Annotated in this window: 20 protein-coding genes and 1 riboswitch; of the genes, 8 read left to right on the top strand and 12 right to left on the bottom strand. The window is 29.8% G+C overall.

Annotated features, from left to right (window positions below):
- Window positions 1-152 precede the first annotated feature (152 nt).
- The 6 genes from XO10_RS04700 (at window position 153) to XO10_RS04725 (ending at window position 9,443) form a co-directional block, all read left to right on the top strand.
- Entirely contained in the window at window positions 153-3,500 is a 3,348-nt protein-coding gene (locus tag XO10_RS04700) for a hypothetical protein (protein WP_075780455.1), read from the top strand.
- Between the two features lie 93 nt (window positions 3,501-3,593).
- Window positions 3,594-3,770, top strand: a riboswitch (cobalamin riboswitch).
- A 52-nt stretch (window positions 3,771-3,822) separates the two neighbouring features.
- On the top strand, window positions 3,823-4,707 hold the full coding sequence (locus tag XO10_RS04705) for an ABC transporter substrate-binding protein (RefSeq protein WP_175418247.1): 885 nt from the start codon (window positions 3,823-3,825) through the stop codon (window positions 4,705-4,707).
- Window positions 4,708-4,766: 59 nt separating this feature from the next.
- The gene (locus tag XO10_RS04710) at window positions 4,767-5,720 is read left to right on the top strand and encodes an iron ABC transporter permease (RefSeq protein WP_171814209.1); all 954 of its coding nucleotides are present in this window, start codon (window positions 4,767-4,769) and stop codon (window positions 5,718-5,720) included.
- On the top strand, window positions 5,717-6,487 hold the full coding sequence (locus XO10_RS04715) for an ABC transporter ATP-binding protein (protein ID WP_014296487.1): 771 nt from the start codon (window positions 5,717-5,719) through the stop codon (window positions 6,485-6,487). The genes XO10_RS04710 and XO10_RS04715 overlap by 4 nt, the downstream gene beginning before the upstream one ends.
- Before the next feature lie 77 nt (window positions 6,488-6,564).
- Window positions 6,565-7,680 carry a KamA family radical SAM protein gene (locus XO10_RS04720; RefSeq protein ID WP_014296486.1) on the top strand — a complete coding sequence of 372 codons (1,116 nt, stop codon included), beginning with the start codon at window positions 6,565-6,567 and terminating at the stop codon, window positions 7,678-7,680.
- 539 nt (window positions 7,681-8,219) lie between these two features.
- Complete coding sequence (locus tag XO10_RS04725) at window positions 8,220-9,443, top strand: adenosylhomocysteinase (protein WP_075780454.1); 1,224 nt, start codon at window positions 8,220-8,222, stop codon at window positions 9,441-9,443.
- A 27-nt stretch (window positions 9,444-9,470) separates the two neighbouring features.
- Here the strand turns inward: XO10_RS04725 and XO10_RS04730 are convergent, their stop codons facing one another.
- The 5 genes from XO10_RS04730 to XO10_RS04750 all read right to left on the bottom strand — a co-directional run bounded on the left by XO10_RS04730 (window position 9,471) and on the right by XO10_RS04750 (window position 13,354).
- The gene (locus tag XO10_RS04730) at window positions 9,471-10,280 is read right to left on the bottom strand and encodes a mechanosensitive ion channel family protein (RefSeq protein WP_075780453.1); all 810 of its coding nucleotides are present in this window, start codon (window positions 10,278-10,280) and stop codon (window positions 9,471-9,473) included.
- Window positions 10,281-10,301: 21 nt separating this feature from the next.
- Window positions 10,302-11,087, bottom strand: a complete 786-nt coding sequence (flgG, locus tag XO10_RS04735) for a flagellar basal-body rod protein FlgG (RefSeq protein WP_075780452.1) — start codon at window positions 11,085-11,087, stop codon at window positions 10,302-10,304.
- Window positions 11,088-11,134: 47 nt separating this feature from the next.
- Window positions 11,135-11,869, bottom strand: coding sequence for a flagellar basal-body rod protein FlgF (gene flgF, locus XO10_RS04740; RefSeq protein ID WP_014296482.1), 735 nt, complete (start codon window positions 11,867-11,869; stop codon window positions 11,135-11,137).
- Between the two features lie 95 nt (window positions 11,870-11,964).
- Window positions 11,965-12,903 (bottom strand): hypothetical protein, encoded by a 939-nt coding sequence (locus XO10_RS04745; RefSeq protein WP_014296481.1) that lies wholly within the window; start codon window positions 12,901-12,903, stop codon window positions 11,965-11,967.
- Between the two features lie 13 nt (window positions 12,904-12,916).
- Window positions 12,917-13,354, bottom strand: a complete 438-nt coding sequence (locus tag XO10_RS04750; protein ID WP_014296480.1) for a hypothetical protein — start codon at window positions 13,352-13,354, stop codon at window positions 12,917-12,919.
- Between the two features lie 201 nt (window positions 13,355-13,555).
- Here XO10_RS04750 and XO10_RS04755 point away from each other — a divergent pair, with 201 nt between their 5' ends.
- On the top strand, window positions 13,556-13,885 hold the full coding sequence (locus tag XO10_RS04755) for an STAS domain-containing protein (RefSeq protein WP_014296479.1): 330 nt from the start codon (window positions 13,556-13,558) through the stop codon (window positions 13,883-13,885).
- A gap of 51 nt (window positions 13,886-13,936) precedes the next feature.
- On the opposite strand, the gene XO10_RS04760 is transcribed toward XO10_RS04755, so the two are convergent.
- The 7 genes from XO10_RS04760 to XO10_RS04790 all read right to left on the bottom strand — a co-directional run bounded on the left by XO10_RS04760 (window position 13,937) and on the right by XO10_RS04790 (window position 22,266).
- Window positions 13,937-15,238 (bottom strand): hypothetical protein, encoded by a 1,302-nt coding sequence (locus tag XO10_RS04760; protein ID WP_014296478.1) that lies wholly within the window; start codon window positions 15,236-15,238, stop codon window positions 13,937-13,939.
- A gap of 152 nt (window positions 15,239-15,390) precedes the next feature.
- Entirely contained in the window at window positions 15,391-15,663 is a 273-nt protein-coding gene (locus XO10_RS04765) for a rod-binding protein (protein ID WP_014296477.1), read from the bottom strand.
- On the bottom strand, window positions 15,663-16,655 hold the full coding sequence (locus tag XO10_RS04770; RefSeq protein WP_014296476.1) for a flagellar basal body P-ring protein FlgI: 993 nt from the start codon (window positions 16,653-16,655) through the stop codon (window positions 15,663-15,665). The genes XO10_RS04765 and XO10_RS04770 overlap by 1 nt, the downstream gene beginning before the upstream one ends.
- 9 nt (window positions 16,656-16,664) lie before the next feature.
- The gene (locus XO10_RS04775) at window positions 16,665-17,276 is read right to left on the bottom strand and encodes a flagellar basal body L-ring protein FlgH (protein WP_014296475.1); all 612 of its coding nucleotides are present in this window, start codon (window positions 17,274-17,276) and stop codon (window positions 16,665-16,667) included.
- A 1-nt stretch (window position 17,277) separates the two neighbouring features.
- On the bottom strand, window positions 17,278-18,219 hold the full coding sequence (gene flgA / locus XO10_RS04780; protein ID WP_014296474.1) for a flagellar basal body P-ring formation chaperone FlgA: 942 nt from the start codon (window positions 18,217-18,219) through the stop codon (window positions 17,278-17,280).
- A gap of 112 nt (window positions 18,220-18,331) precedes the next feature.
- Window positions 18,332-20,809 (bottom strand): ATP-dependent Clp protease ATP-binding subunit, encoded by a 2,478-nt coding sequence (locus XO10_RS04785; protein ID WP_175421190.1) that lies wholly within the window; start codon window positions 20,807-20,809, stop codon window positions 18,332-18,334.
- A 218-nt stretch (window positions 20,810-21,027) separates the two neighbouring features.
- On the bottom strand, window positions 21,028-22,266 hold the full coding sequence (locus XO10_RS04790; protein WP_175421191.1) for a hypothetical protein: 1,239 nt from the start codon (window positions 22,264-22,266) through the stop codon (window positions 21,028-21,030).
- Window positions 22,267-22,455: 189 nt separating this feature from the next.
- Here XO10_RS04790 and recJ point away from each other — a divergent pair, with 189 nt between their 5' ends.
- On the top strand, window positions 22,456-25,584 hold the full coding sequence (gene recJ, locus XO10_RS04795) for a single-stranded-DNA-specific exonuclease RecJ (protein WP_175418241.1): 3,129 nt from the start codon (window positions 22,456-22,458) through the stop codon (window positions 25,582-25,584).
- Window position 25,585: the final 1 nt, after the last annotated feature.

A 25,585-nucleotide genomic window follows, 5' to 3' on the forward strand; every position in this document is an offset into this window, starting at 1 on the left:
CTTAAAGAGGCGTTGTTATTTTTTTATTGAACCAAAAAAGATAATTTTAAGTCTAATATAATATCATATTAATAAAAAATAACATTAAAGATATTCAAAAAAAAGGACGATAATCAGATTGGATGGAATATAAACCACATGGAGGTGAAATTATGAATATTAAACGGAAAGGATTTGTAATCCTGTTGGGGATAATGATAATTATCCTGTTGAGTAGTTGTTTTAAAAGAATTCCTGTTTCATCGTTGAATACCGATGAAGTCAGCGTAACTCTGGCATCAAATTACAATTTTTATTCTAATGTAAATGCTTCAGCTATTGAAATAGTGATCAATAAAAAAATACCAGAAGATGCATTTTTATATGATAAAGATAATTCAATAGCTATAATTAAACCAATGGATAATAAAACAATTGTATTATTTTCTAAAGCTCAAAGAGATATAACCAAAGGTGAAAAGCTATTTACATTAAAAAGAAAATATCTAAACCTTGAAACAGACAAGTTGGAAACAGAAGCTGCATTTTATGATGAAAAAAGTAAACGCGTTATCACAAAAGCTTCAGATCCATTTGAAGATGGCATATCGGTTACAGATAACCTTGCAATAAAATCAGGTGATCCAGCAACTGTTGCTATTCACATGAAAGGAGTTTCCGATACTCTTGCTCTGGAATTTGATGTTATGTTACCTTCAAATAATATTGTAAAATTCGATGATACAACAAATGCAACAGTGGAATATATAGGCAGTGAAAGTGCTCCTCAAATGATAGTTAAAGAAATTCCAAATGGATTAAGAATTTCACTTGTAAAAACAGATGGAATGAATTTTGAAGATGAAGATGTGTTGGAATTAAAATTAGTGGGTCAGGGAGATTCTCCAAAGACTCCAGGACAGATTACAATAACAAATTTAAGTGCAAAGGATTTAAACAATGCAGATATTAGTTATAGTGTATATGCTGGAGATATAGTTGTTTATAATCCTGTTCTTTTAGGTGATTTTGATAATGAAGATACGAGTGATGATGAGAGAGATAATAAAGTTGATTTAAATGACTTCCTTATTTTTGTAAAACATTATGGAACACAGCAGGGAGATACATTGTACTCAACACAATGTGATATATATCCTGCAGAAATTGCACCTGTTAAGGATTGGGTTGATGAAAATATTTATAGTGTGGCTTTTAAAGATGGGAAAATAGGAATAGAAGATTTTATTATCTTTGCAAGAAATTATAAAAAGAGTGTTCCTGTTGAAAATTCAATTCCAGAATTTCCATCAGATGCTGATTCAAATGTAACACCTTCAGATGAAGCGCAAAATGTGAATATTGGTACGGAAAATGTAACTTTCCCAGATGCCAGTGATGAAAATGGTGATGAGCTAAAATACACTGTATACATAGGAGTTGATAAAAATAATCTTAAGAGTGATACTTCATCATCGACAACGGTGAATATTCTTAAAATCTTAGGAGTGGATAAATTAGATAGAGGTAGAACCTATTATTGGAGAGTAAAGGTATCAGACGGAAAAGGCGGAGAAGATTGGATACCTTCTAAAGATGATTTCTATGAATTTACCACTTCAGGTCTGGATACATTGTTTGTAGCAGGAGGATATGAAGGAATATTTGTAATTGATATTTCTGATACTTCTGCTTCAACCCCAGCAACTGTTGCAAATTCAGTAAATACAGAAGGTTATGTATATAATTTATCTAAATTTGAATTTGATAGTAAAGAATATATAGCTGTTTCAGATGGAAATAACGGAGTAGCAGTTTATGAATATACACCATCAAGTTCAGCTTTAACAAAGAAAACAGATTCTTATTATTTTGGAAGTACTGCATATGATGTTCTTGAAACAACTGTAACAAGTCCATCTACAAAGGCATATATTCTGGTTGCAGCATCAACAGAAGGATTACAGATATTGCATTTTGATAATAGTGCAGGAGAATTATCTTACGTTTCAAGTATTTTAGGTTCTTCAGATGTAAGAGGATTGTACCAATCTGGAGATTATGTATATGTTGCTGCAAATGATGGATTGCATATTGTAGATATTAGCAATATTAATAGCCCAACAGAAATTGGTAGTTATGAAATAAGTGGTGCATTAAATGTATATGTTGACGGAAATTATGCATATGTTGCAGCGGGAAGCGGAGGAGTATATAAGATAGATATTTCAGATCCAGCAAATCCTTCAGAGGTTGCAAATGCAAGTATGGAAGCATATGATGTTAGTTACAAAGACGGTTATGTATATATAGCTGCAGGAACAAATGGAGTTATAAAATTAGATGGAAATACATTAAGCGAAGATTCAAAATATGATAGCGGTATTTATTATGTAGGTAATATACTTATCGATGGTGGAACTTTATTTGCTGGAAATAAGAGATATGGATTATTAATCTTAAATATTGATACTATGGAAAAAATTAATACATTGGATAATGGGGCTGTAGCAAAAGCCACAAAAACATTGGAAAATTATATTATTGTAGCTGATTCAGAAAATGGAGTAAATATTTTAGACGCAACAACATTATCCTTTACAACTGCAAAATCAACAGCATCAATACAGCTTGATGGAATTGCAAAGAGTGTTGAAGCTACACAATTAACAAATATTTTTGTATCCAAAGGGAGTTATGGAGTAGATGTATTAAAATTTGATACTTCAAATGGAAATCTTACTAAATTAAAGAGTTTACCTATTTTAGGAGAAGCTTATAATGTAACTATAGTTTCAACAGTTGTTTATGTAAGTTCCGGTAGTGGAGGATTAAATGTTTATGAAAATAGCGGAAATTATGATTTTGTAAACAGAGTTCAGCTTTCTGGAAAAATAGTAACTGATTCAGCAACAACTGATGATAATAGATTAATAGTTTCTACAACTGATTCTATTGAAATATATGATATTTCAAATCTTGGTGCCCCAACAACAAGTTCAGATTATAGTGGATATAATTTAAGTAATGGTAGTATTTTTGATATTGAAACAGCAACAATTGGTGCAACAAAAACGTATATATATGCAGCAGCTGGATCCGAAGGTGTAATAATTTTGAAATATGAAGGAGATACCAGTAGCGCAACGTTAACTAAATTAGGAAGTTCAAGATTTGATGATGCATTTATTACAGATATAACCTTAGATGGCACAGATACGCTTATATTATCTGCAGGAAATAAAGGTGTAATAATTATGAAGGTTTCTGATCCAACAGAACTTGGTGATGCAGATGCAAGAAATATAGGTGCAAGCAATGATTCAGACAGTGATGGAAATTACGTAGAAAATTCTTATGATACTCAGGGAAATACAACGTTTGTGGAAAAGGTAAATGATGGAACTAATGATCATTATGTTGTATCTGATGGCGAAAACGGCCTTGTAATATTAGATAGCAATCTTGATTTAGAAAAGGATTATAACTGGTTAAACTTTGAAGGTTTAGCTGCAAATTGATCTGTTATACCCCCGGGAATTTTCCCGGGGTTTTTTTATGGTTCTTTATATTCATGAAATTATATGATATAATATACTCGAAAAATAAAAAGTAAATAAAAATTCCTTTAAAGTGTAAGGGAAAGCGGTGAAAATCCGCTGCGGGCGCGCCACCGTGAGTGGGGACGAAACTGGCAAAGTAACGCCACTGGAATTGTTTATATTCCGGGAAGGCGCCAGGAGTAGGAAGATCCACAAGCCGGGAGACCTGCTTTAAAGGGATTTGTTCCATCTTCTCGCGAAAAGAAGATGGAAAATAGATTTTATATAGGAGGGATTATAGATGAAGAAGGTATTTTTGGCAACACTGTTGTTATTATCTTTTATGGCATTTGCTTTTCAACCTGTGACACTTGTAGATGATCTTGGAAGGGTTGTTGTATTTGATAAAGAGGTAGAAAGGATTGTTGTAGCTGCACCAGCTATTTCTGATTTTATTGTAAAGCTTGGTGCTAAGGATAAAGTTGTTGGAGTTACTGATTTTGATTCCTATATTACAGATGTTGAGAAAATAGGAAATATGGTTCCGCTAAATGTTGAAAAAATTGTATCTTTAAATCCTGATGTTGTATTATTAACCGGGGGATTTCAGGAAGGGGAAGTTTCAAAGCTTGAAAAATTTGGAATAAAGGCTTTTGTTATAAATCCAACTACTTTAAATGAAATGTTCAGGGATTTATCTCTTGTAGGTGTAATTCTTGGGAAGGAAAAAACTGCACAGGATTATTCATTTAAGTTAAGACAGAGAATGTTGAATATAGCCAAAAATACATTTACATGGAAAGAGAAACCAAGAGTTATATATCTTTCTGCATATGGTAGTGTTTCACAGATGTGGACATGTGGAACTGGAGCATATTTAAATGAATTAATTGCATATGCTGGTGGTATTAATGTAACTGCTCCATATACAGGAAATAATGGATGGTTTGCAGTGGGTCCGGAATTTGTAATTAAGGAAGATCCTGATATAATTCTTGTTCCTTCATATTATCCTGGGGATAAAGGAGCATATGATTTAATTATGAATGCTGAACAATTTAAAGATATAAAAGCTGTAAAAAACAAGAAAGTATTTATCATAGACGGAAATAAGGCTTCTTTACCAAATACAGGATTAATAGACTTATTGGGAGAGCTAAATAAACTCTTCAGTGAAAATAGATGAAATTAATTAAATCGGGGAAAACTTCCCCGATTTTTTACCTGATTTCTGGAATTGTTTTAGTGTTTTTTTCTATAATTCTTTTTGTTTCACTTGGAACTATAAATATTCCATTTGTTGAGGTAATAAAAGGATTTTTTAATTTATCTGAAAATACATTGTACAATAGAATAATATTTAATTTAAGATTGCCTCGTGTTTTAGGAACATTGCTTATAGGGGCAATACTTGCCGTTGCAGGGAATGATTTTCAAATGATAATAAAAAATCCACTTGCAGATCCGTTTATTATTGGTATTTCTTCAGGGGCAAGTTTTGGAGCTATATTATACACCGCTTTAAAAAGTGTATATGGTCTTGAATTACCTTTTGGAATAGAGATGTTTTCATTTATTTCAGCGATTATAGCAACATTTATTACCTTTTTATTAGCAAAAGAAGGGAAAAAAATTCCTGTTATATCTTTAATTTTAAGTGGTGTGATTGTTGGATTTACATTTAATTCAGTTTCGACATTATTGACAGTTTTATTCTGGCAAAATTTATTGCATATAAACTTCTGGCTAATGGGAAGTACAGGAAATATAGTCTGGGGAGATTTATATCTTCTATTGTTTTTTTTGATTTTACAAATTACTGTGAATTTTGTATTTCATAAAAAAATTGAAGTGGTAGCAATGGGAGACGATATTTCGGTTTATTCTGGAGTTAATCCCGAGAAAATAAAAATTTTAGTACTTTTAATTAATGTTTTTGCAGTTGCTGTTGTTGTTTCCAAAGCAGGGATTATAGGTTTTGTAGGTTTGATAATTCCACATCTGGTGAGGAAATTAACAGGTCCTGGAATTAGATATTCAACATTGGGATCTATTATTTATGGAGGAATATTTCTCGGGTTTGCCGATTTGTTTTCAAGATACCTTTTTAGACCTACAGAGCTTCCAATTGGTGTAACTACTTCTATAGTAGGGGCTCCTATATTCATAATTATCATGAAAAGAGGAAGAAAGATATGAGTATTTTAAAGATAAAAGATCTTATCTTTTCATATAACAATCATTTTAAATTGAATATTTCTGAAATGTATCTTGAAAAAGGTGAATTTGTTTCTATAATAGGGCCAAATGGTTCAGGGAAAACAACTATATTAAAACTTTTAACTGGTTTAGAAAAACCAATGAAAGGGAATATATATGTTGAAAATAAATCTATTTATGAATATTCCAAAAAAGAATTGTTTAAAAAGATTGCTGTTGTTCCACAGGAATTCTTTACATCATTTGATTTTAAAGTGGAAGATATTATTTCTTCTGGAAGAATTCCATATGCGGGTTTAGTATCAGTTGAGGAAAATAACAAAGTAATGGAAGAAACAATGAAAAAAACAAATACATATGTTTTTAAGAATAGAGTATATAATTATTTAAGTGGTGGTGAAAAGCAACGCGTGATGTTAACGCGTGCTCTGGTTCAACAGACCGATATTTTATTACTTGATGAATTTGTTTCTCAAATAGATCCAGGATTTACCCAGCAATTAATAAGAATGGTGAAAAATGAAGTTGTAGAAAATAATAAAGGAATACTGGCAATATTCCACGATATTAATATTGCATCATTGTATTCTGATAGAATATATATTTTAAAAAATGGTGAAATAAAGTATTCAGGAACGCCTGAAAAAGTAATTACCAGGAAAATAATGAAGGAAATTTTTGATATAGAATGTTTTATTGTGGAGCATCCTTTCAAAAATAAGCCACAGGTGATTTTTGAATATTAATTTGATAAAAATTGTGAAATTTGATATAATAGAATTGAGTTATATTTATACAAAAAGAACGAAAGGAGGAGGATGAATTGAGTAAGGTAAAGTATTTAGTAAAAATTGATCAGGTGGAACAATTATCACAGGAAGAGAAAGAACAGTTAAAAAAAGTAACTGAAAAATACAAATTTAGAGCAAATGATTATTATCTTGGATTAATTAATTGGGAGGATCCCAATGATCCTATAAGGAATTTGATAATTCCGCAAATGGGTGAATTGGAAGAATGGGGAAGATTAGATGCATCCAATGAGAAGTCATATACCATAAGCAAAGGATTGCAGCATAAATATAGAGATACAGCTTTGCTTTTGGTAAATGATGTATGTGGAGGTTTTTGTAGATTCTGTTTTAGAAAAAGATTGTTTATAAATGTTGGTGCAGAGGTTGTTAGAGATGTAAGTGAAGACCTTGAATATATAAGACAACATAAGGAAATAACAAATGTATTATTAACAGGTGGAGATCCATTATTGCTTGCAACTGAAAAGCTGGAAAATATTATAAAACAGATTAGAGAAATTGAACATGTTCAGATTATAAGAATTGGATCAAAGATGGTTGCATTTAATCCACATAGAATTATTGACGATCCAAAATTAATTGAAATGATTAAAAAATATTCAACTGATGAAAAGAAGATATATATTATGACACAGTTTAATCATCCAAATGAAATAACTGATGTAGCAATTAAAGCTGTAAATATGTTATTAAAAGCAGGAGCAATTTTAGCCAACCAGACACCGTTAATTAAAGGTGTAAATGCTGATTATAAGACATTGGAAGCATTGTTTAAAAAGCTTTCATTTATAGGTGTTCCACCATATTATGTATTTCAGGGAAGACCTGTTGCTGGTAATAAACCATTTGCAGTGCCTGTTGAAGAAGGATATCAAATTTTCTTAAAGGCTATTATGAATGTTTCTGGACTTGCTAAGAGAGCTAAATTTGCTATGTCTCATGAAACAGGTAAAATTGAAGTTGCAGGACTTACAAAAGAGCATATTATCTTTAGATATCAAAGGGCACATGATCCTAATAATGCAGGTAAGTTTATGGTATATAAAAGAAATCCAAATGCATATTGGCTTGATGATTATAAGGAACTTGTTGAAGAATTCGTTGTTGAAAATCCACAACCATAATAAAATCCCCGGTTATTTTTTATAACCGGGGATTTTATTATATAAGTAAAACATAAAAGAAAACATGAATAAAAAGGTGAATGAAGGCTTGAAATTTCCCTAACGGAAATATTGTGTGAGCCGGAACAGCAAAAGTATTGTGAAAAATAAAAACGAATGAAGACTCGAAGAACGCCCGAAAAAACTGCGAATGAAGAGGGACAAAAAAACAGGATGTTTTTTTGAGCGCAGCTTCTGCAGGGATGCAGAATCTAAGCGACCCCGCGAATATGAGCAGTTTTTGAGGATCAGCGTTCGAGTTGTCTGAAAGAGTTTTTATTTTTCACAATTATAAGAAATTTCACCGCCTGAAGAAACCTTTTTAGGAGTGTTTTTTATAGAACAAGGATTAGAAATTCTTGCCGTCTGAGTGAATATTATTTTTCTACTTGAGGGAGTTTTTATTTTTCTCAATCAACACCACAAAAAGATTTTTGTTTATTGTAAAAATAGTGTATAATTTTAGTAAGGGATAAGATGAAAAACAGGAGGGGAAGAATATGGATTTAGTAGAATCAGGAAGAAAGAAGATTGAATGGGTTAAACAGCACATGAAGGTTTTAAATACTTTAAAAGAAATGTATATGGATGAACAACCTTTTAAAGGAATTAATGTGGCAATGAGTATTCATTTAGAGGCAAAAACAGCATATACAGCTGTTGTTTTACATGAGCTTGGTGCAAATGTTGCTATTACAAGTAGTAATCCTTTGTCCACGCAAGATGATGTTGCTGAAGCGTTGAAGACATATGGTGTAAATGTATATGCAAAAAGATCAACAGATGAAGAATTATATTGGAAAAATATAGATAAAGTTCTTGAAATTAAACCTAATATTGTTATAGATGATGGTGCAGATCTTGGAATTAGAATAGTTGAAAAATTTCCAGAATTGCTTGAGAATATTTGGGGGATTAATGAAGAAACGACTACAGGGATAAAGCGATATAAGGCGCTTTTAAATGATGGGAAATTGCCAGTTCCTGTAATAGATATAAATGATTCATATATGAAATATCTTTTTGATAATAGGTATGGAACAGGGCAATCAACATGGGATGGAATAATAAGATCAACCAATCTTACAGTAGCGGGTAAAAATGTTGTTGTAGCTGGATATGGCTGGTGTGGTAAAGGTGTTGCAATGAGAGCCAAAGGGTTAGGAGCAAGGGTAATAGTAACAGAAGTTGATCCAATAAAGGCAATAGAAGCTGTAATGGATGGATTTTCTGTAATGCCAATGGATGAAGCAGCAAAAATTGGAGATTTCTTTGTTACTGTAACAGGAGATATTGATGTAATAACTGAAAAACACTTTATGATGATGAAAGATGGAGTTGTTTTAGCTAATGCAGGACATTTCGATATTGAAGTAAAGGTTGCAGATCTTGAAAGAATAAATACAGAAAAGAAAGAGGTAAGACCGGGTGTAACTCAATATACAATGCCAAATGGAAATAAATTGTATTTACTTGGAATGGGGAGACTTGTAAATCTTGTAAATGGCGATGGACATCCAGTAGAAATAATGGACTTATCTTTCTCTTTACAATTAGAAGGTGCAAAATATATTAAAGAACATAGAGGTGAAATAGAAGTTTCTGTAAGGCCTGTTCCTTATGAAGTGGATTTAAATATTGCGAAAATAAAATTAAAGACAATGGGAATTGAAATTGATGAGTTAACTCCTGAACAAATTGAATACTTAAATAGTTGGAAATAATAATAAATAATAAAACAACGCCAATCATTAAAGGTTGGCGTTGTTTTTTAAGTTAACGTCTATTTGAGTAAATGGGATTTCAATATTATGTTCTTTAAGTAATTTATGTATTTCTGCTGCAATTTTATTTGGATTTTCGAAATAAACTTCTTTTTTAAGCCAGAATTTTAAAGAAAAGTCAATTGATGATGAATTAAATCCAGAAAATAAAACCCATGGTTTATGATTTTCATCTCTATATATTAAAGAGGAAGAATTTAAATATTCATCTATAATATTAAGGAATTTATTCAGGTCTGTATCATAAGAAACTCCAATATTTATCTCGTTTCTTCGTATGTCTTCAGGCCAGAAATTTGTTATTGAACTGTTCCAGATTGTTTTGTTTGGAATTCTTATAAGTTTTCCATCAAAGGTTTTTAGTATTGTATGATTCAAGTCTATTTGATCTATTATTCCAGATATTCCATTAACTTCAACAATATCTTTTTCTTTTATTGTTTTTGAAAACATTAATAATATTCCACAAATAAAATTAGATAAAGGTTCTTGAATTGCAAATGCCACAATAACTCCGGAAACTCCAAGTCCTGTAAGAAAGGGCATAAAATCTTTAAATATGAGGGATAATATTATGAATCCACCAAGAGTATATGAAACTATATTTGTTAATACTTTTAAAGTATTTTTGTATTCAAGTTCTTTTCCAGTTTTTTCTGTTACCGCTATAATGGTTTTATATACAATTTTAGAAAAGTATTTTGAAAGAAATAAAACTATAATACTTATTCCTATTCGTATTGCATAATCTATCATCAAATTAACGTCAATATTCATATTATATCCCCCAGTTAATTATTATCTCTTAAGTGTTCCCACCGTTCTTAAGAAATCATCTGCTGTTTGAACAGCTTTTGCGTTTAAATCATATGTTCTTTGAGCTACAATCATATTTACCATTTCTTTTACTACATCTACATTTGATTTTTCAAGAGAACCCTGTTCAATTGAACCGTAGCCGTCCTGATTTGGTATACCTTCAGTTGCTACACCTGAAGCGTCTGTTGCAAGATAAAGATTATTTCCAATAGCTTTTAATCCAGCTGGATTTACAAATTTTACCAATGTTATATTTCCAACGTTTTGAGTTGTTCCATCTGGTAATTTTGCACTTACAATTCCATCAGGTGATATATTTACACCTGTTGCGTTTGCTGGTATTGTAATATTTGGAACCATCAAAAGACCGTTTGAATTAACAAGCCTTCCATTTGCATCGATTTTAAATGCACCGTCTCTTGTATATGCAATTCTTCCGTCCTGCATTTGTACCTGAAAGAAACCGTCTCCGAAAATGGCTAAATCAAATGTTCCACCAGTTTGTTCAATGTTTCCCTGTGTGAATATTCTATTTGTTGCTGCTATTCTAACACCATGACCAACATATTCTCCAGTTGGTAGCATTGAGTTTTGTGCTGTAGGTGTTCCAGCTTCTTTTATAGGTGTGTATAACAAGTCCTGAAACTCAATCCTTTGAGCTTTATAACCTGTTGTGTCAACGTTAGCAAGATTGTTTGATACAGTATCAAGTCTTCTCTGTTGAGCAATCATTCCTGTTGATGCAGAATATAATGATACTAACATAATATCTTCCTCCTTGAATTATCTTAAATAGGTTATTTTATATTATTTTAAATTCTTTGAGCGCTTTCTATTACCTTACCTGTCATTGTGTCCTGGGTAGTTACAGATTTTTCTAATATATTAAATGCTCTATTAGCATTTATAAGATTTATCATTTCTTTTAAGGTATTCACATTTGATTTTTCTATACTTCCCTGAATAATCCTGAAATTATCAGCTTTTATTTCATTTCCTGTAAAGAGATTTATTCCAAATTTTGAAGGGTTTTCAAGATTTACTATTGCTATTTTTTGACCTGTTAATTGATTACCATTGTAAATATTTCCTTTTTCATCAACATTGAAATTTTGTGGGATTTGTATAGGTTTATTATTTTCGTCTAAAACATAATCGCCTTCAGAAGTAACTAAAAATCCTTTATCATTTCTATTGAATTCTCCATTTCTTGAATAATAAATGTTGTTATTTCTCATAACTTTAAAAAAGCCATCTCCAAAAATTGCAAAATCTAAAGGATTATTTGTTGTTGTTATCTGTCCTTGCTCCAATATGGGTTTTGTTTCATCGGCAATTAAAGCAGTTTCCATATAACCAACATGTTTTCCGCGGTTTATATCGGTAGAATCATAATTTCTAAATTCTTTTTCAAGATAGGCTTTAAACATTATTTCATCTTTTTTATATCCTGCAGTATCAGCATTTGCAAGATTATTTGAAATATTATCCAGTTGAGCCATGTTGGCAAGCATTCCCATTGTTGAGAAATATAAACCTCTTGTCATATATAAAATCGCCTCCTGCGAATATACTCATTAATATATTTCTATTGTTGAGGTAATATTCCCTAAAAAATTAAGGCTTTCCATATTGGAAAGCCTTAAAAGGACGATATCTTTGACATCTCTGATACTAAATTGATAGTACATGTGTATTTGGAGTTTTCGAAATTATTTGAAACATATGTGTTGTCATCTTTTTTGATGAAGTTATTTAAATCTTTCATGGAAAATTCTCCATTGTGTTTTAGAATTACAAAAACTTCATTTGGTATTTCAAATATAATGTTACTTAGATATGATTTTATATAAATTTCACTGTCGTTCTTTGAAGATGGGATTATATGGATTTTTGAAGCTTTTGCGTCAATTTTTGTTATTTTGTTGTTTATTCCAAATAAATCCAGTAATAGATTTCCTGTGTTTGAATTTATTTCAATATGTGTTTCATAATTTTCCGGGATTTTTATTATATTTGCCATCTTTTCCATGGATTTTATTGAGTCAAAACGTAATTTGTTTTTAAGCTTTAATTCGTTATTTTCAAAAAGAATATAATTTTTAAATAAGGAATTTTTATAGGATTCGATAACTTTAATTTTATTTTTTTCGTCTTCGTTTAGTGTTACGCTATTATCACTCCAGCTGGTATCAATATAAACTTTTAATTCAGAATTTTTTTCAGGCGTAAAAACTTTTTCTTCCTGTGTTTTATCGTTTTTTTTCATGGATATAGAAACTTTAAATGAAAAGATTCCAATTAATCCGGCGGAAAATAATAAACTTCCAATATAGAGCATAAATACATCACCAAAGGAAAGAGGATTTTTAAATCCGATTGTGATATCAATTACAAGTAAGAGGCCAAATATAACTGAAGCAAGGGCTTCTTCTGTTTTTTTCTTAAAATTTGAAATACCAAATACAATACTTGCTGCGGCTAAAAAACCTTTTATAATGATTCCTATTGTTATAATATTTCCTGAAAGTGATAATAATATTAAAGCTCCTAAAATTATAAATAATATGCCGTATATCATTGTCCCACCCCGCTTATCGTTTTAAGATTTTTGTTATTCCATAGGATATTAACCATGCGCCGACTATCACAAAAAAAATATCTTTATATCCAAAATTAAAGTTATATATATCAAATGCATCGAGTAGTAATATAGGTCCTGTTAATAAACCAAAAATCAAATCTGATACAAACTTTATTTTTCGATTTTTTGAAGTTAAAAAACGTTTATTCCATAGATTTTCTGTTATATCATCTATTATTTCTTCGGCTTCTTCACCCCTTAATGTTACCTTTTCGCCATCTGTTGAAAGTTCAAGTACAGTATTTTTGTTTCCAAGAAATGGAAATATTAATGCAAAAATTCCAAAGAGTATTTCAAAGATTATCAAAAAAGATGTAGGCCAGCTTATTGTAATTGAAGTAATAATAAATAATCCTAAAGCCATAAAAAATACAGGAATAAATTTCATAAAACCCCTCCTTAAAAATATTAAGTATTTGATTTATAATCATTAATATTATATACTATTTTTTTATAAAAATCAAGTTATCTATTTAAATTTATTTATTCGAATAAAATTATCTTTTTTTAAATGTTTTTGAATCTGAAAAAAAATATGGTATAATATCGTTGAGATATCTTAATAGTACATGATTATGGAGGTGGAATAATGGATTTCACAGTTGATTTCTCAGAAAAGGACTCCTATTATTTAATAAAGGTTGAAGGTGAAATTGATGCTTATCATTCCGCAACGTTTAAACAAAAGGTAAAAGAGAAATTTGCTGAACCTAAATTTACTAAGTTTGTGATTGATATGTCAGCGGTTTCATATATTGACAGTGCTGGATTAGGGGCAGTTGTAAGTTTATTAAAAGAAGCAAGAAATCTTAATAAAGAACTTGTTTTAGCAGGATTACAATCACAGGTTAGAAAGATTTTTGAAATGACAAAGCTCGATAAAATCGTTAAAATTGTAGATACTGTTGAAGAAGCTTAAATAATAAAAAGCTGGTTCGAAAATGAACCAGCTTTTTTATTTATAGGAGTATTATTTCATAACAAAATTAATTTCAACTACAGGATTTCCTTCAACATCCTTTGTTAATATAGCAGATGCCAATCCGCCATAATTTTTTTCTGTTAATCCTGAAATCCCAAGATAATCTTCTGCAAATTTTATTATATTTTTTAAATCAAAGAACATTATGCTAAATTGTGGATTTGGAACCTTGTTTTTTAATTCATTGTATACTTTGTTTTGAGATAATTTTTCTTTTGATTTCTGGAATTTATAAACTTCTTCTTTTTCTTTGTTTGAAACGTATAATAAATCTCCATCCTTCCATATATATATGCTTAATTCTTTGTCTTCTACATTTTCTTCGATTTTTATATAATTATCTGATATTACTTTGTATGTGGTATCATTTTTTGAAAGAATATCTTCAACTTCTTTAATTGTTAATCCAGTGTTGGCGACCAAAGAGAAGATAAGATCTATATTTATTTCTCCAGTTTCTTCATCGCTATTTATATTCATATTCATGTTTTGCTCAACCCAATTTGATTTGTTTAATATATCTTTTATTGTATCGCCGGAGATATTTAAACCTGGAATATTTGTATCAAAATCTTTTGGAATATAATTTGTTTTTGAATAATATAATCCATAGAAATTATCTGTTTCGTAATTAAATGAGTCTTTTATATTTTCAGGTATATTATCCAGGATATAGAATTTTCCATATAAGATAGAATCTTTTATATATGAGAATCCATAACCGTTTAAGCTGCTTGTTTGAATTTCTTCATAAATACCTGTATCATTAAATCGTTTTTTAGGCGTATAACCAATTTTTGTATTGTTGTAAAAATCACCATTTGATGTAATGATTAAATAATCCTGTAAATCGCTTTTTTTAACTATATAGCTGAGGTTAAGATTTACATCGTCTGTAGGGATTAATGTATCTGCTAATTTTTTGAATACTTCAACAAACTTTTCGCCATCGTTTAAAGGACCGAGTATAATACCGAAATCGTAATTGTTATCTTCAGGTTCAACTACAAAAAAAGCAATGTTATTTTTAAATGCATCGTATATATCAGAGCTTTCCATTTCCAGAGATTGAGCTATAGCATCGATATATGCGACAGCATATGTTTCTGCATATAGCGGATCGTCCAATACAGTTCCAAATGAATTAACTGTTTTTAAGTCTTCATATACTTTTTGTGCATTGTGAAAAACAAAAACTGTTTTGGAATTTTCCGGAATTAATTGATAAATATCAGCAAAAATACTCAATGAAATGATAAGAATGGTAAATACAAGTAAAACCTTTTTCATGCTCCACCTCCATAATTTTAATAATTAATAAAATCAATTTAATTATATCATAAAATAAAAATTTAAAGTGATGATTATGAAAAAATTAACATATAAATTAAATTTTTGAAAAATAAATTTATAATATAAATGAGGAAACCATTATGGTTTCCTCAAGGTTTTTGATAAGCTTTTAGGATGTCGTTTATAAGAGGTTTCATGTTGTTTTTTGCTATTAGTACTGAATATTGATCGATAATCATATCATTAAACCATTTCTCTGTATTAGATTTTGGAAGTAAGGTGTTTTCAAATGCCTTTGAGTTATACATATCTTTAAATACTTTTGAGAATACTGAACTTACCAATTCTGCAGCAACTTCTTCTTTTTTTAGATTATGATAATCCTTTGGAGCGCCATTTAATGTTATTGATGAAATATTCATTATATCACCACCAGTTCAGCATATAAATATCCGGCAGATGAAAGATTTTGTATAATAGCGATTATATCTTGGGGAGTTGCACCTGCTGCTTTTAATGCATTGACCAAATTATATATAGTTGCATCACTATCTCCCACTTTTCCATTATTAACAGTAATAACAAAATTACCATAACTTATAGTAAAATCTGCTATTTTTACATTTCCGCCAAATACTATAGTTCCTGTTTTTTCGTTTATAACAATTTTTGCTTTTGAATCTGGATCAATTTCAACATCTTCTATTAATGCGAGGAATGAAATTAAATCGTCTGAGAAAACATCAGGTATTTTTACACGTATAGCAGAAGGATCCATAGCCTTAGCTAATTTTTGACCAAATTGAGCATTAATTGATAATGCTGTTCTTGCTGCTGTTGTTATATCGGGGTTTCTGAGTAGCACTGTTACAGTATCATTTGAAACGATATTTGCAGGTATTTCATTTTCTACTATTGCTCCCTGGGGAATTGTACCGTTTACCTTGTTTCTCTTTTGAAGGTTTGCAGTATTGCTAACTTCTACACCACCTGTAATTACACTTCCCTGAGCAACAGCATACACCTGACCGTCTGCACCGTATAAAGGAGTTTGTATTAAATATCCTCCTTCAAGGCTTTTTGAATCTCCTGCAGCTGTTACAACAACATCCAGTTTCATACCTTCTTTATAAAAAGCCGGTATATCAGCAAAAACAAAAACAATAGCCGAATTTTTTGTTGTGAATGAATTTTGAATATTGATGTTAAGATTTTTCATCATATTTGATAGTAATTCTGATGTAACCTTCCCTGAATCTCCTGTGCCATTTAATCCTGTTACCACACCAATTCCAAATAACTGATTATCTCTTGCACCTCTAAAATAGGCAATATCTTTTAATCTTACAGCTGAAAAAGATATAGAATAAAGCATTATAATTAAGCTAAATATAATAAAAGTTTTTTTCACCATAGTCACCCCTTAAAAGAATAGATTTGATATTCCAGAAAGCATCCATGCCAACCATGTTTTTTTGTTGGGATTTTTTTGTAAATCAGTATCTCCCTGATACCATATTTTTGCTTCAGCAAGATTTTTAGAGTCTATAACGCCATCTTTAATATATTGCGGATCAACATAACCTTCTATTATCATTATCTTTTTCTGTGAATCTACCTTAAATTCCTTTTCTCCGTATATTTTTACAATGCCATTATCTAAGACCTCAACTACTTTTGCAGAAACATATAAACTAACCTTTGCCTGACTTTGAGAAGAGGTTTTTTTATTTGAAACGCTAACCTTATCTGGAGAATTTGCGCCAAGAGGTAAAAATTTAGTTAGATCAAGATTTCCTATTGTATTAAATATTGCGCCAACTGTTCCCATTACACCAGAAAAAGGATCAGGGTTGTTATCTGATAAACTTAAAGATGGTGCTTCAGAAACAGCTACTGTTATAATATCTCCCAGGGAATATACCTTTTCTGGATTTGAGTATAAATTTTTTGTATGGGCTTTTTTCCATAATGAATCCGAAAATGAAAATGTTGATAATAAGATTATCATGATAATAAACGAAATCCTTTTCATCTTAGTTACCTCCTATGTCAATAATTACTTTTGGTCCTTTGTATAACTTTCCTGTTATTAATACTCCTGTTTTTTCATTTCTTCCTGAAACAATTTCACCAATTATTGCATCATTTAAAACGCGCATCCACGATAATATTTTTACACCATAAGCATAAACTTCGACAGGAATTATCTGGCCGGCTTTTACATCAGGTATCTTTTTTACTGAATTTTCGTAAATAATTTCATTTTTTCTTATTTTTCTATTAGCTTGAAATTTTATTAAATCTTTTTTTTCAACTATAAGTGGTGAAAAATTAAGAGAATATATATCAACGGTTTTTGTTGCTAAAAGTGAATCATTTAAAGGAGTTTTATAATCTATATTGTTTTTTGCTATAAATACATTTTTATAATTTGAAACATTTGCTTTGAAGGATATATATTTTTTATTATTAAAATCATCAAGTATTAAAAAGTTACCAAATACATTGTTCATAGTTCTTCGATAATTTATATCAAGTACAGTTGAGACTTTTGTGTCTGTATAAAACTTGCTTATTTCAAAGGAATTGATAGTTGCTGTTTTTGAATCTTCAAGGAATATATTTTTAAAATAATCTTCCAATATATATTTTGTATCATTTTTGTTTAAATTAGAATTATTTTTTGTTTTAGTTGGCATATAAAATATTGTTATTATGGTTGACTCAAAGGTTATATTTTCATAATTTGTAAGAGACTCAATCATATTTTTAAGTTTTGAAGCGTCATAAGTTATAGTTTCGCCTGTAAAGAAAGCAAGTGTTCTGTCATTTTTTATTTCAGGAAAAATATCTTTTAAAGAAAAGATATTATCAATAGAAATTATGCTTGCTGGTAATGTAATCTGGTTATTTGCAAATATGAAAGTAGATAAATATATTAAAAATACTATTGAAAGAAATTTTAGATGTTTCATCCAATCACCACGCTTTTTAATCTAATTAATTTTTCAATAGACGGATAGGAAAATCCTTAAAGAATAAATAATAAAAAGGCAGGTTTTGCACCTGCCTTTAAATATGAATTATTTAATTTTTCTTTTCTTCTTTTGGTTTTATTTCACCGTTGCTGGTTCTGATTAATAATTTATCATCTTTTAAGTCAATAATTACTTTACTTTTTGGAGGAATTTCGCCAGCAATTATTTTATTTGCCAATTCCATTTCGATTTCTCTTTCTATAACTCTTCTTAATGGACGAGCACCAAAGATTCTATCATAACCTTTTTTAGCAATATATTCTTTTGCGTCTTCTGTAATCATTAATTCTATATCTTTTTCTTTTAATCTTTCTTCTGTGCGTTTTAATAATATTCCAACAATTTCTTTTACTTCTTCTATGGTTAATGGTTTAAATACCACTATTTCATCTAAACGGTTAAGGAATTCCGGTCTAAAGAATTTCTTTAATTCTTCTTTTATCAATTTTTCCAGTTCTTCTTCTGTAGAAGCCTTTTCTTCTTCGCTTACAAATCCAAGGTGCCCTTTGTGTTCTAATGTTTTTAAAATCCCTTCAGAACCGATGTTGCTTGTCATTATAATAATGGTATTTCTGAAGTCTACGGTATTACCTTTTCCGTCGGTTAATCTTCCGTCGTCTAATACCTGTAATAATACATTGAATACATCTGGATGTGCTTTTTCTACTTCATCGATTAGTATTACTGAATACGGTTTTCTTCTAACAGCTTCTGTTAATTGACCTCCTCTTTCATATCCTACATATCCTGGAGGTGAACCAATTAATCTTGAAACTGCATGCTTTTCCATGTATTCAGACATGTCAATTCTGATTAGTGCGTCTTCTGTATCAAATAATACTTCAGCTAATGCTTTTGCTAATTCTGTTTTACCAACTCCAGTTGGACCAAGGAATAAGAATGAACCTATAGGTCTTGTTGGATCTTTTAAACCAGCCCTTGCTTTTCTTATATGTTGAGCAACTTTAACAATAGCATCTTCCTGCCCTACAACTCTTTTGTGTATTTCTTTTTCAAGGTTAAGTAATTTTTCTCTTTCTTCTTCGAGCATTTTTTTAGCTGGAATTCCTGTCCATTTTTCAATAATTTCTGCAATTTTGTCTTCATCTACAATTACTTCTTCCTCTTCTTTGTTTTTTTCCTTTTCGTATTCTTCTTTTAGTCTCTCAATTTCTTTTTCCAATTCAAATAATTTTTGTTTCTTTAAAGCAGCTTCTTCATATTTTCCTTTTACTGTTAAGTCGTTAATTTCTTCTTCTAATTCCTTTGCTTCGTATTCCAATTTCTTAATATTGGATAATTTAGAGCTCTTTTCAAGTCTTGCTTTTGCTGCAGCTTCGTCGATTAAATCTATAGCTTTATCTGGTAAGAATCTATCTGTTATATATCTATGTGATAACTTCACTGCTGCAACTACTGCTTCATCTGAAATTTTAACATTGTGATGTTTTTCAAATGTTTCTTTTATACCTCTCAAGATTTCTATTGCGTCTTCTAATGAAGGTTCATCAACCTGAACAGGTTGGAATCTTCTTGCAAGAGCTTTATCTTTTTCAATATACTGTCTATATTCATCAAGTGTTGTTGCACCTATAACTCTTAATTCTCCTCGTGCAAGATCAGGTTTTAACATATTTGCAGCATCCATCGAATTTCCTTCTGCTTTTCCTGCGCCGATAATTGTATGCAATTCATCAATGAATAATATAATTTTATCACCCTGTTTTTTTACTTCATCGATTACATTTTTTAGACGTTCTTCAAATTCTCCTCTGAATTTTGCGCCTGCCAGTAATCTACCCATATCTAGCTGTAAAATTCTTTTGTCTATTAATGCATCTGGAACAGCACCTTTTACTATTCTCTGTGCTAATCCTTCTACTATAGCTGTTTTACCTACACCTGGATCACCAACGAGAACAGGATTGTTTTTTGTTTTTCTGCTTAATATCTCAATAGTTCTTTGGATTTCAATATCTCTTCCAATAACAGGCATTAATTTCTTTTCTTCTGCCATTTTTGTCAAATCAATGGTAAACTGTTCTAAAACATCTCCAACTTTTTCTTCTGTTCCTTCTTTGGTTACTTTTATGTTTTTTAATTCTTCATAAACTTCTGTGGTTGTTAATCCGTATTTTGAGAATAATTTTGCTGAATAAGATGTTCCATCGAGCATTATTCCAAGTAATAAATGCAATGTTGTAATAAGTTTATGTTTGGTTTTTCTTGCTTCTGTTTTTGCAATTTCAAAGATTCTTTCTAATGTGCTGGAAATATATACCCTATTATCAGTAAGGTTTCCGTATGAATATTGTGCGTTTTCTGCCAATTCACTTTCTATATTATCCTTTATAGCGTCTACGTTTATTGTTTCAAATAATTTTTTTACATGTTCATCATCGCTATCAAGAATGGCAAGTGTAATATGTTCAGGTGTTAACACATTGGTGCCATATCCATTGGCAATTGTTCTGGCGTTTTCTATTATTTCCAGCGATTTTTCTGTAAAGTTTTTTGGGTTTAGCATACCCATCACCTCCTGAGACATCTATTTTTAATTTTTATTTTTAGCAATCGTAATAATTATTTGCTAATAATATTTCAAAAAATAAAGGATAGATTTGCTATCCGACATATTAGACTGTTTTTTGAATAGAATGTTCAAAAAAATAATTTCTTTTTGGTAACATAATAATTAAAATTAAATAAACCCGGGATTTTATTGCATCCCGGGTTTGAATTAATTTAGAATATTAAATCAATCCCAGCTTTTATATAAGGTGCATTGTTAGCTGGATAATTACCACCTATTGAGCTTTCAAAAGTATAACCGCTTTCTATGATAATTCCAAAATTCTTATGTGGTTTTAGTTCTAATCCTATTATAGGAGTTATACCAATACCAACATCAGCAATATAGTCTTCATTGTAATCAATTTCGGTATTGTAATAACTTGAGATATACAAATCGGCCCCCAGATTTAAATTTCCAAATGTATATTCAGGTGTGTATCTTATATTTAATCCTGTAGAAGTGTAAAATGTATTTATATCATCTGAAAATTCTACAAAAACACCATATGTGAAGTTTTTATAATTGTCAATAAGAAAATCCATTCTTAATGAATAAATATCCGGGAGTTTTGTTGTCATTGATAAAGAAAAATGTGCTCTAAATGGAGAAATATCCGGATTTTCTATTACACTGACTGTATTATCTAGAGCGAATTCAGGTTCTTCTAAAATCTCTAAGATTGCGGAATTGGAGGAAACTTCTTTTGTGACTAATTTTCCGCTTGTTTTTCTATATACATCACCATTTATTTCGTAATTTTTTGCGAATGAGAACATCATTCCTTTATATACTCCATTATTTCTTCCAATATTTACTAAAACACGTAAATTTCCTTCAATACCTATAATTTTACCGCTAATTAAAAATAATTTATTCATTCTATATACAAGGGTATTTACCAGACTTGATATCGCTTCCTCTCTTGCCATTTCTTTTGCTTCGTATTCTGAAACATATTGTGAAACGTAATGAGTTCCAACAGCATCTATAGTTTTTATTTCCAGAATCTGACTTGTTTCAATATCTATTAATCTATATGCCCCTTCAATGTGGTATTCATACCAGATATTATCATATTCATCGGTTTTTCTATATGATTCTGCATCTATAACTTCTATATAAACAATATAATCTGCTGCTAATTGATTTAAATTAAAATTATCTTTTGATGTGAGACCGTGTAAGATTCTTTCTATTTCATTCATTACGTTTATATCTCTTTCTACAAGTCTATACTTTCCCTGGTTAATTAATGCTTCTTTAAGTTTGTGTTCTACTTTTGTTGATAAAAATGAATAACCTCTTGAATAAATTAAAAGGGTTTTTCTTGAATCTTTGTTGTTTACAGCGAAAATAGAAATAAATAAAGAAAACATTAATAAAATTAATAGAATCTTTTTATTATTCATATAAATTCACCTCCAATAAGATTTCTTTTTTATTATATCACAATATACAAAATTTGAAATAAATATGAAATAAGAAATGAATTAACGTTAAATTAAAATTAATGGAATATATCTCTAATGATTTTGGTACTATAAATTTTGTATAATTATAACAAAATAAAAAAAATAAATAAGAGAGGAGAGAATATTTTGAAAAAGAATTGGAGGGTCTTTTGGGACTCGGCTAATCCTTTATTTGAGGAGAATTTAAAGCTTGCAAGGCATATCTCCTCAGAATTAGGATTATCCGAATTTCTGGTTAAACTGCTTATTGCACGTGGAATTACCGATATAGAGCAGATAAAAGAATTTTTATATCCCGATGAATCAACGGTTATAGATCCATATCTTTTGAAGGATATGGATAAAACTGTTGATATTTTATTTGATATAAGGGATAAAGGAGAAAAATTAGTTGTATATGGAGATTATGATGCAGATGGGGTTACAGCGGCTGCTGTAATTTACCAGGGATTTAAAGCATTGGGATGGGATATAGAAGCATATATTCCAAATAGAATAGATGAAGGATATAGTTTAAATATTGAAGCTATAGATGAGCTATATAATAAGGGATATAAAAATATTATTACTGTAGATTGTGGAACAACGTCACTTAAAGAAATAGCTCATGCAAAAGAAAAAGGAATGAGAATTATAATTACTGATCATCATGAAATGCAGGAGGTTTTACCGGAAGCAGATGCTATTGTAAACCCTAAAAGGCATGATGATGAATATCCGTTTAAAGGATTATCGGGAGTAGGTGTTGCTTTTAAGGTATTACTTGCAGTTTATGAGAAAATAAATGATATAAAATTTGATCCGTTTTCTCTTGTGGATCTTGTTGCTCTTGGAACTATTGCTGATATAGTTCCTTTAAGATCCGAGAATAGGTATTTTGTAAAGAGAGGGCTTGAAAAGTTAAGAACTGATCCCAGTCCTGCATTAAGGCATTTGATGAGGGAAATTGGTGTGATGCCAGAAGATGTAAAATCTTATGTTATAGCATATAAAATTGCACCTAAAATAAATGCAGCTGGAAGAATGGCTGATGCCATGAAAGCATTTGAGTTATTGCTTACGGAAGAAGAAAAAAATATAGAAAAGAAAGTTAAACAATTATTAGACTTAAATACCGAAAGGCAAAAACATGAAAGGCGTATATATAAATCAGCATTAAGTTTAATGGATATTAATCCGGATTTTCATGATAAAAAGGTTCTTGTTTTAAGCGGCCAGGATTGGCATCTAGGGGTTCTTGGAATTGTGGCTTCTAAGCTTTCAAATAAATTTAACAAGCCTGTTCTTCTTGTCTCAACTACTTCTGAAGATAATCTTGGAAAAGGGTCTGCCCGAAGTCCGCAGGGAGTTAGTCTTATTGAATTAATGAAAAATATTACTAAAGAAAATGAAGATTTCTTTAAGGAATATGGTGGTCATGAATTGGCTGCAGGATTTACAATTGATTCTGAAAAGATAGAAATGCTTAGAGAAAAGATTAATGAAGTATATTCAAATATTTATGGCGATAAAGAACCGGAATCTGAAATAGAAATAGACATGGAAATTGAGAATTTATGGGGTAATTTTTTTGACGATATAGCTCTTTTAGAACCATTTGGTTATCAAAATCCAGAGCCGACATTTTTAATAAAGGATGTAGTACTTGAAAAAGTAAAACTTTTTGGTGCTGAAGAAGAGAATATAGCAGCAATAGCAAAAACACCTAAGGGTATGATATTTGAAATTGTTGGTTATGGTGTATTAGCAAATAAAAGGGAAAATATTACGGGGAATATAAAATGTAATATAGTTGGTAATTTCAGAGTTGAGAGAACATTTTATAACAATCAAAAGGTATTGAAATTTTATGTAAAAGATATAGAATTTGTCGGTGATTCTTTAACTGAAAAAGAAAATCATGGAAATTTATTAATATCATTACATGCTAAAGATAATGTTCATCATCTTACAAATTATAAGTATAAAATATTGCTCGATATTATAGAACAAAATAGAACTGCAATATTTGCACCTCTTAAGATAAAAAATACATTATTAATTGAAAAGATTAAAAATACTGTATCAAAGGGAGAAAAACTCATTATCATAGGTGCATCGCACTTGTTGCTTGAATATACTTATAAAATTATTAATCAATATATTTCTTCCGATAAAATTTATTATAATAAAAAATCTCATATAGAAAATAGTGTATTAAAAAGTAAAAGAGTTATTCTTTTAACAGTACCGGCGTATATGCAAAATATACACAAGCTCAATGAGTTTTCTAAAAACCTTTTAATTGATGAACCAATCTATTCATTCTCGCATCAGGCTATAGCAAATATTCCAGAGTATATTCAGTTTAGAAAAGTAGTTAGAACTAAAATATATAATATAAACATTTTAGGGACATTTTATGATGAAACCATAAAAGAATTTTTGAAACTTAGTGGATATAGAGTTGCAAATGTTAACTCCAATGTTCCTTCTTTTGAAGTTGTAAAGGAAATAAATTCCAACAAGCTAAAACTTATAAAGGATTATTTATATAATTCCAAAAATCTCAATATTATAGTTGATAATGTCACACCATATAAAAATTTAAAGAATTATATTTCTCAAACATATGAATATTCCGAAGATTATATATTGTATTATTCGCACATGCATACATTTTTTGAAAAAATAAATATTAGAGAGATTAATAAAAAAGGACCTTCGAGAATATTAATTTCAGAATTTGCAAATGATGGGTTAGCTTTAGAACAGAAGGATAGAAATTCTATAATTATGTTATATGATGTTCCTAAGACGCGTATTGAATTATTGGATCTTGTATCATCATGGCCACATAATAAAAAAGAAAATATAATATTTGTTATGGCATATAATACAGATTTTTCAACAAAATTAATGTATGATTTTTCAAGAAATTATCCTTCACCAGAAGTATTAAAGAAAGTATATGAAATGATAGAAGAAAATACAAACATTACCATAAATGCATTATCGGAAAAATACTTTAATAATGACACAGAACTTGTAAAGACTATAACAGACGAACTGATAAATTCCGGTATAGTTGTAAATACATCAAATGGACTTAAAGCAGTAGACGACTTTAAGCTTGATTTAATACATAAAAATGTAAAAGCTAAAGAAAGTATTCTTGATAAATGGTTATTAAAGAGTTCTATAAATTTCTTTATGAATTTCAAATCAAGACAGTTTATTTCTCTGTTAAATAACCAATTTGCGGAGGTTAAGTAAA

Source organism: Marinitoga sp. 1135 (assembly GCF_013363245.1).
Taxonomy (GTDB): Bacteria; Thermotogota; Thermotogae; order Petrotogales; family Petrotogaceae; genus Marinitoga; species Marinitoga piezophila.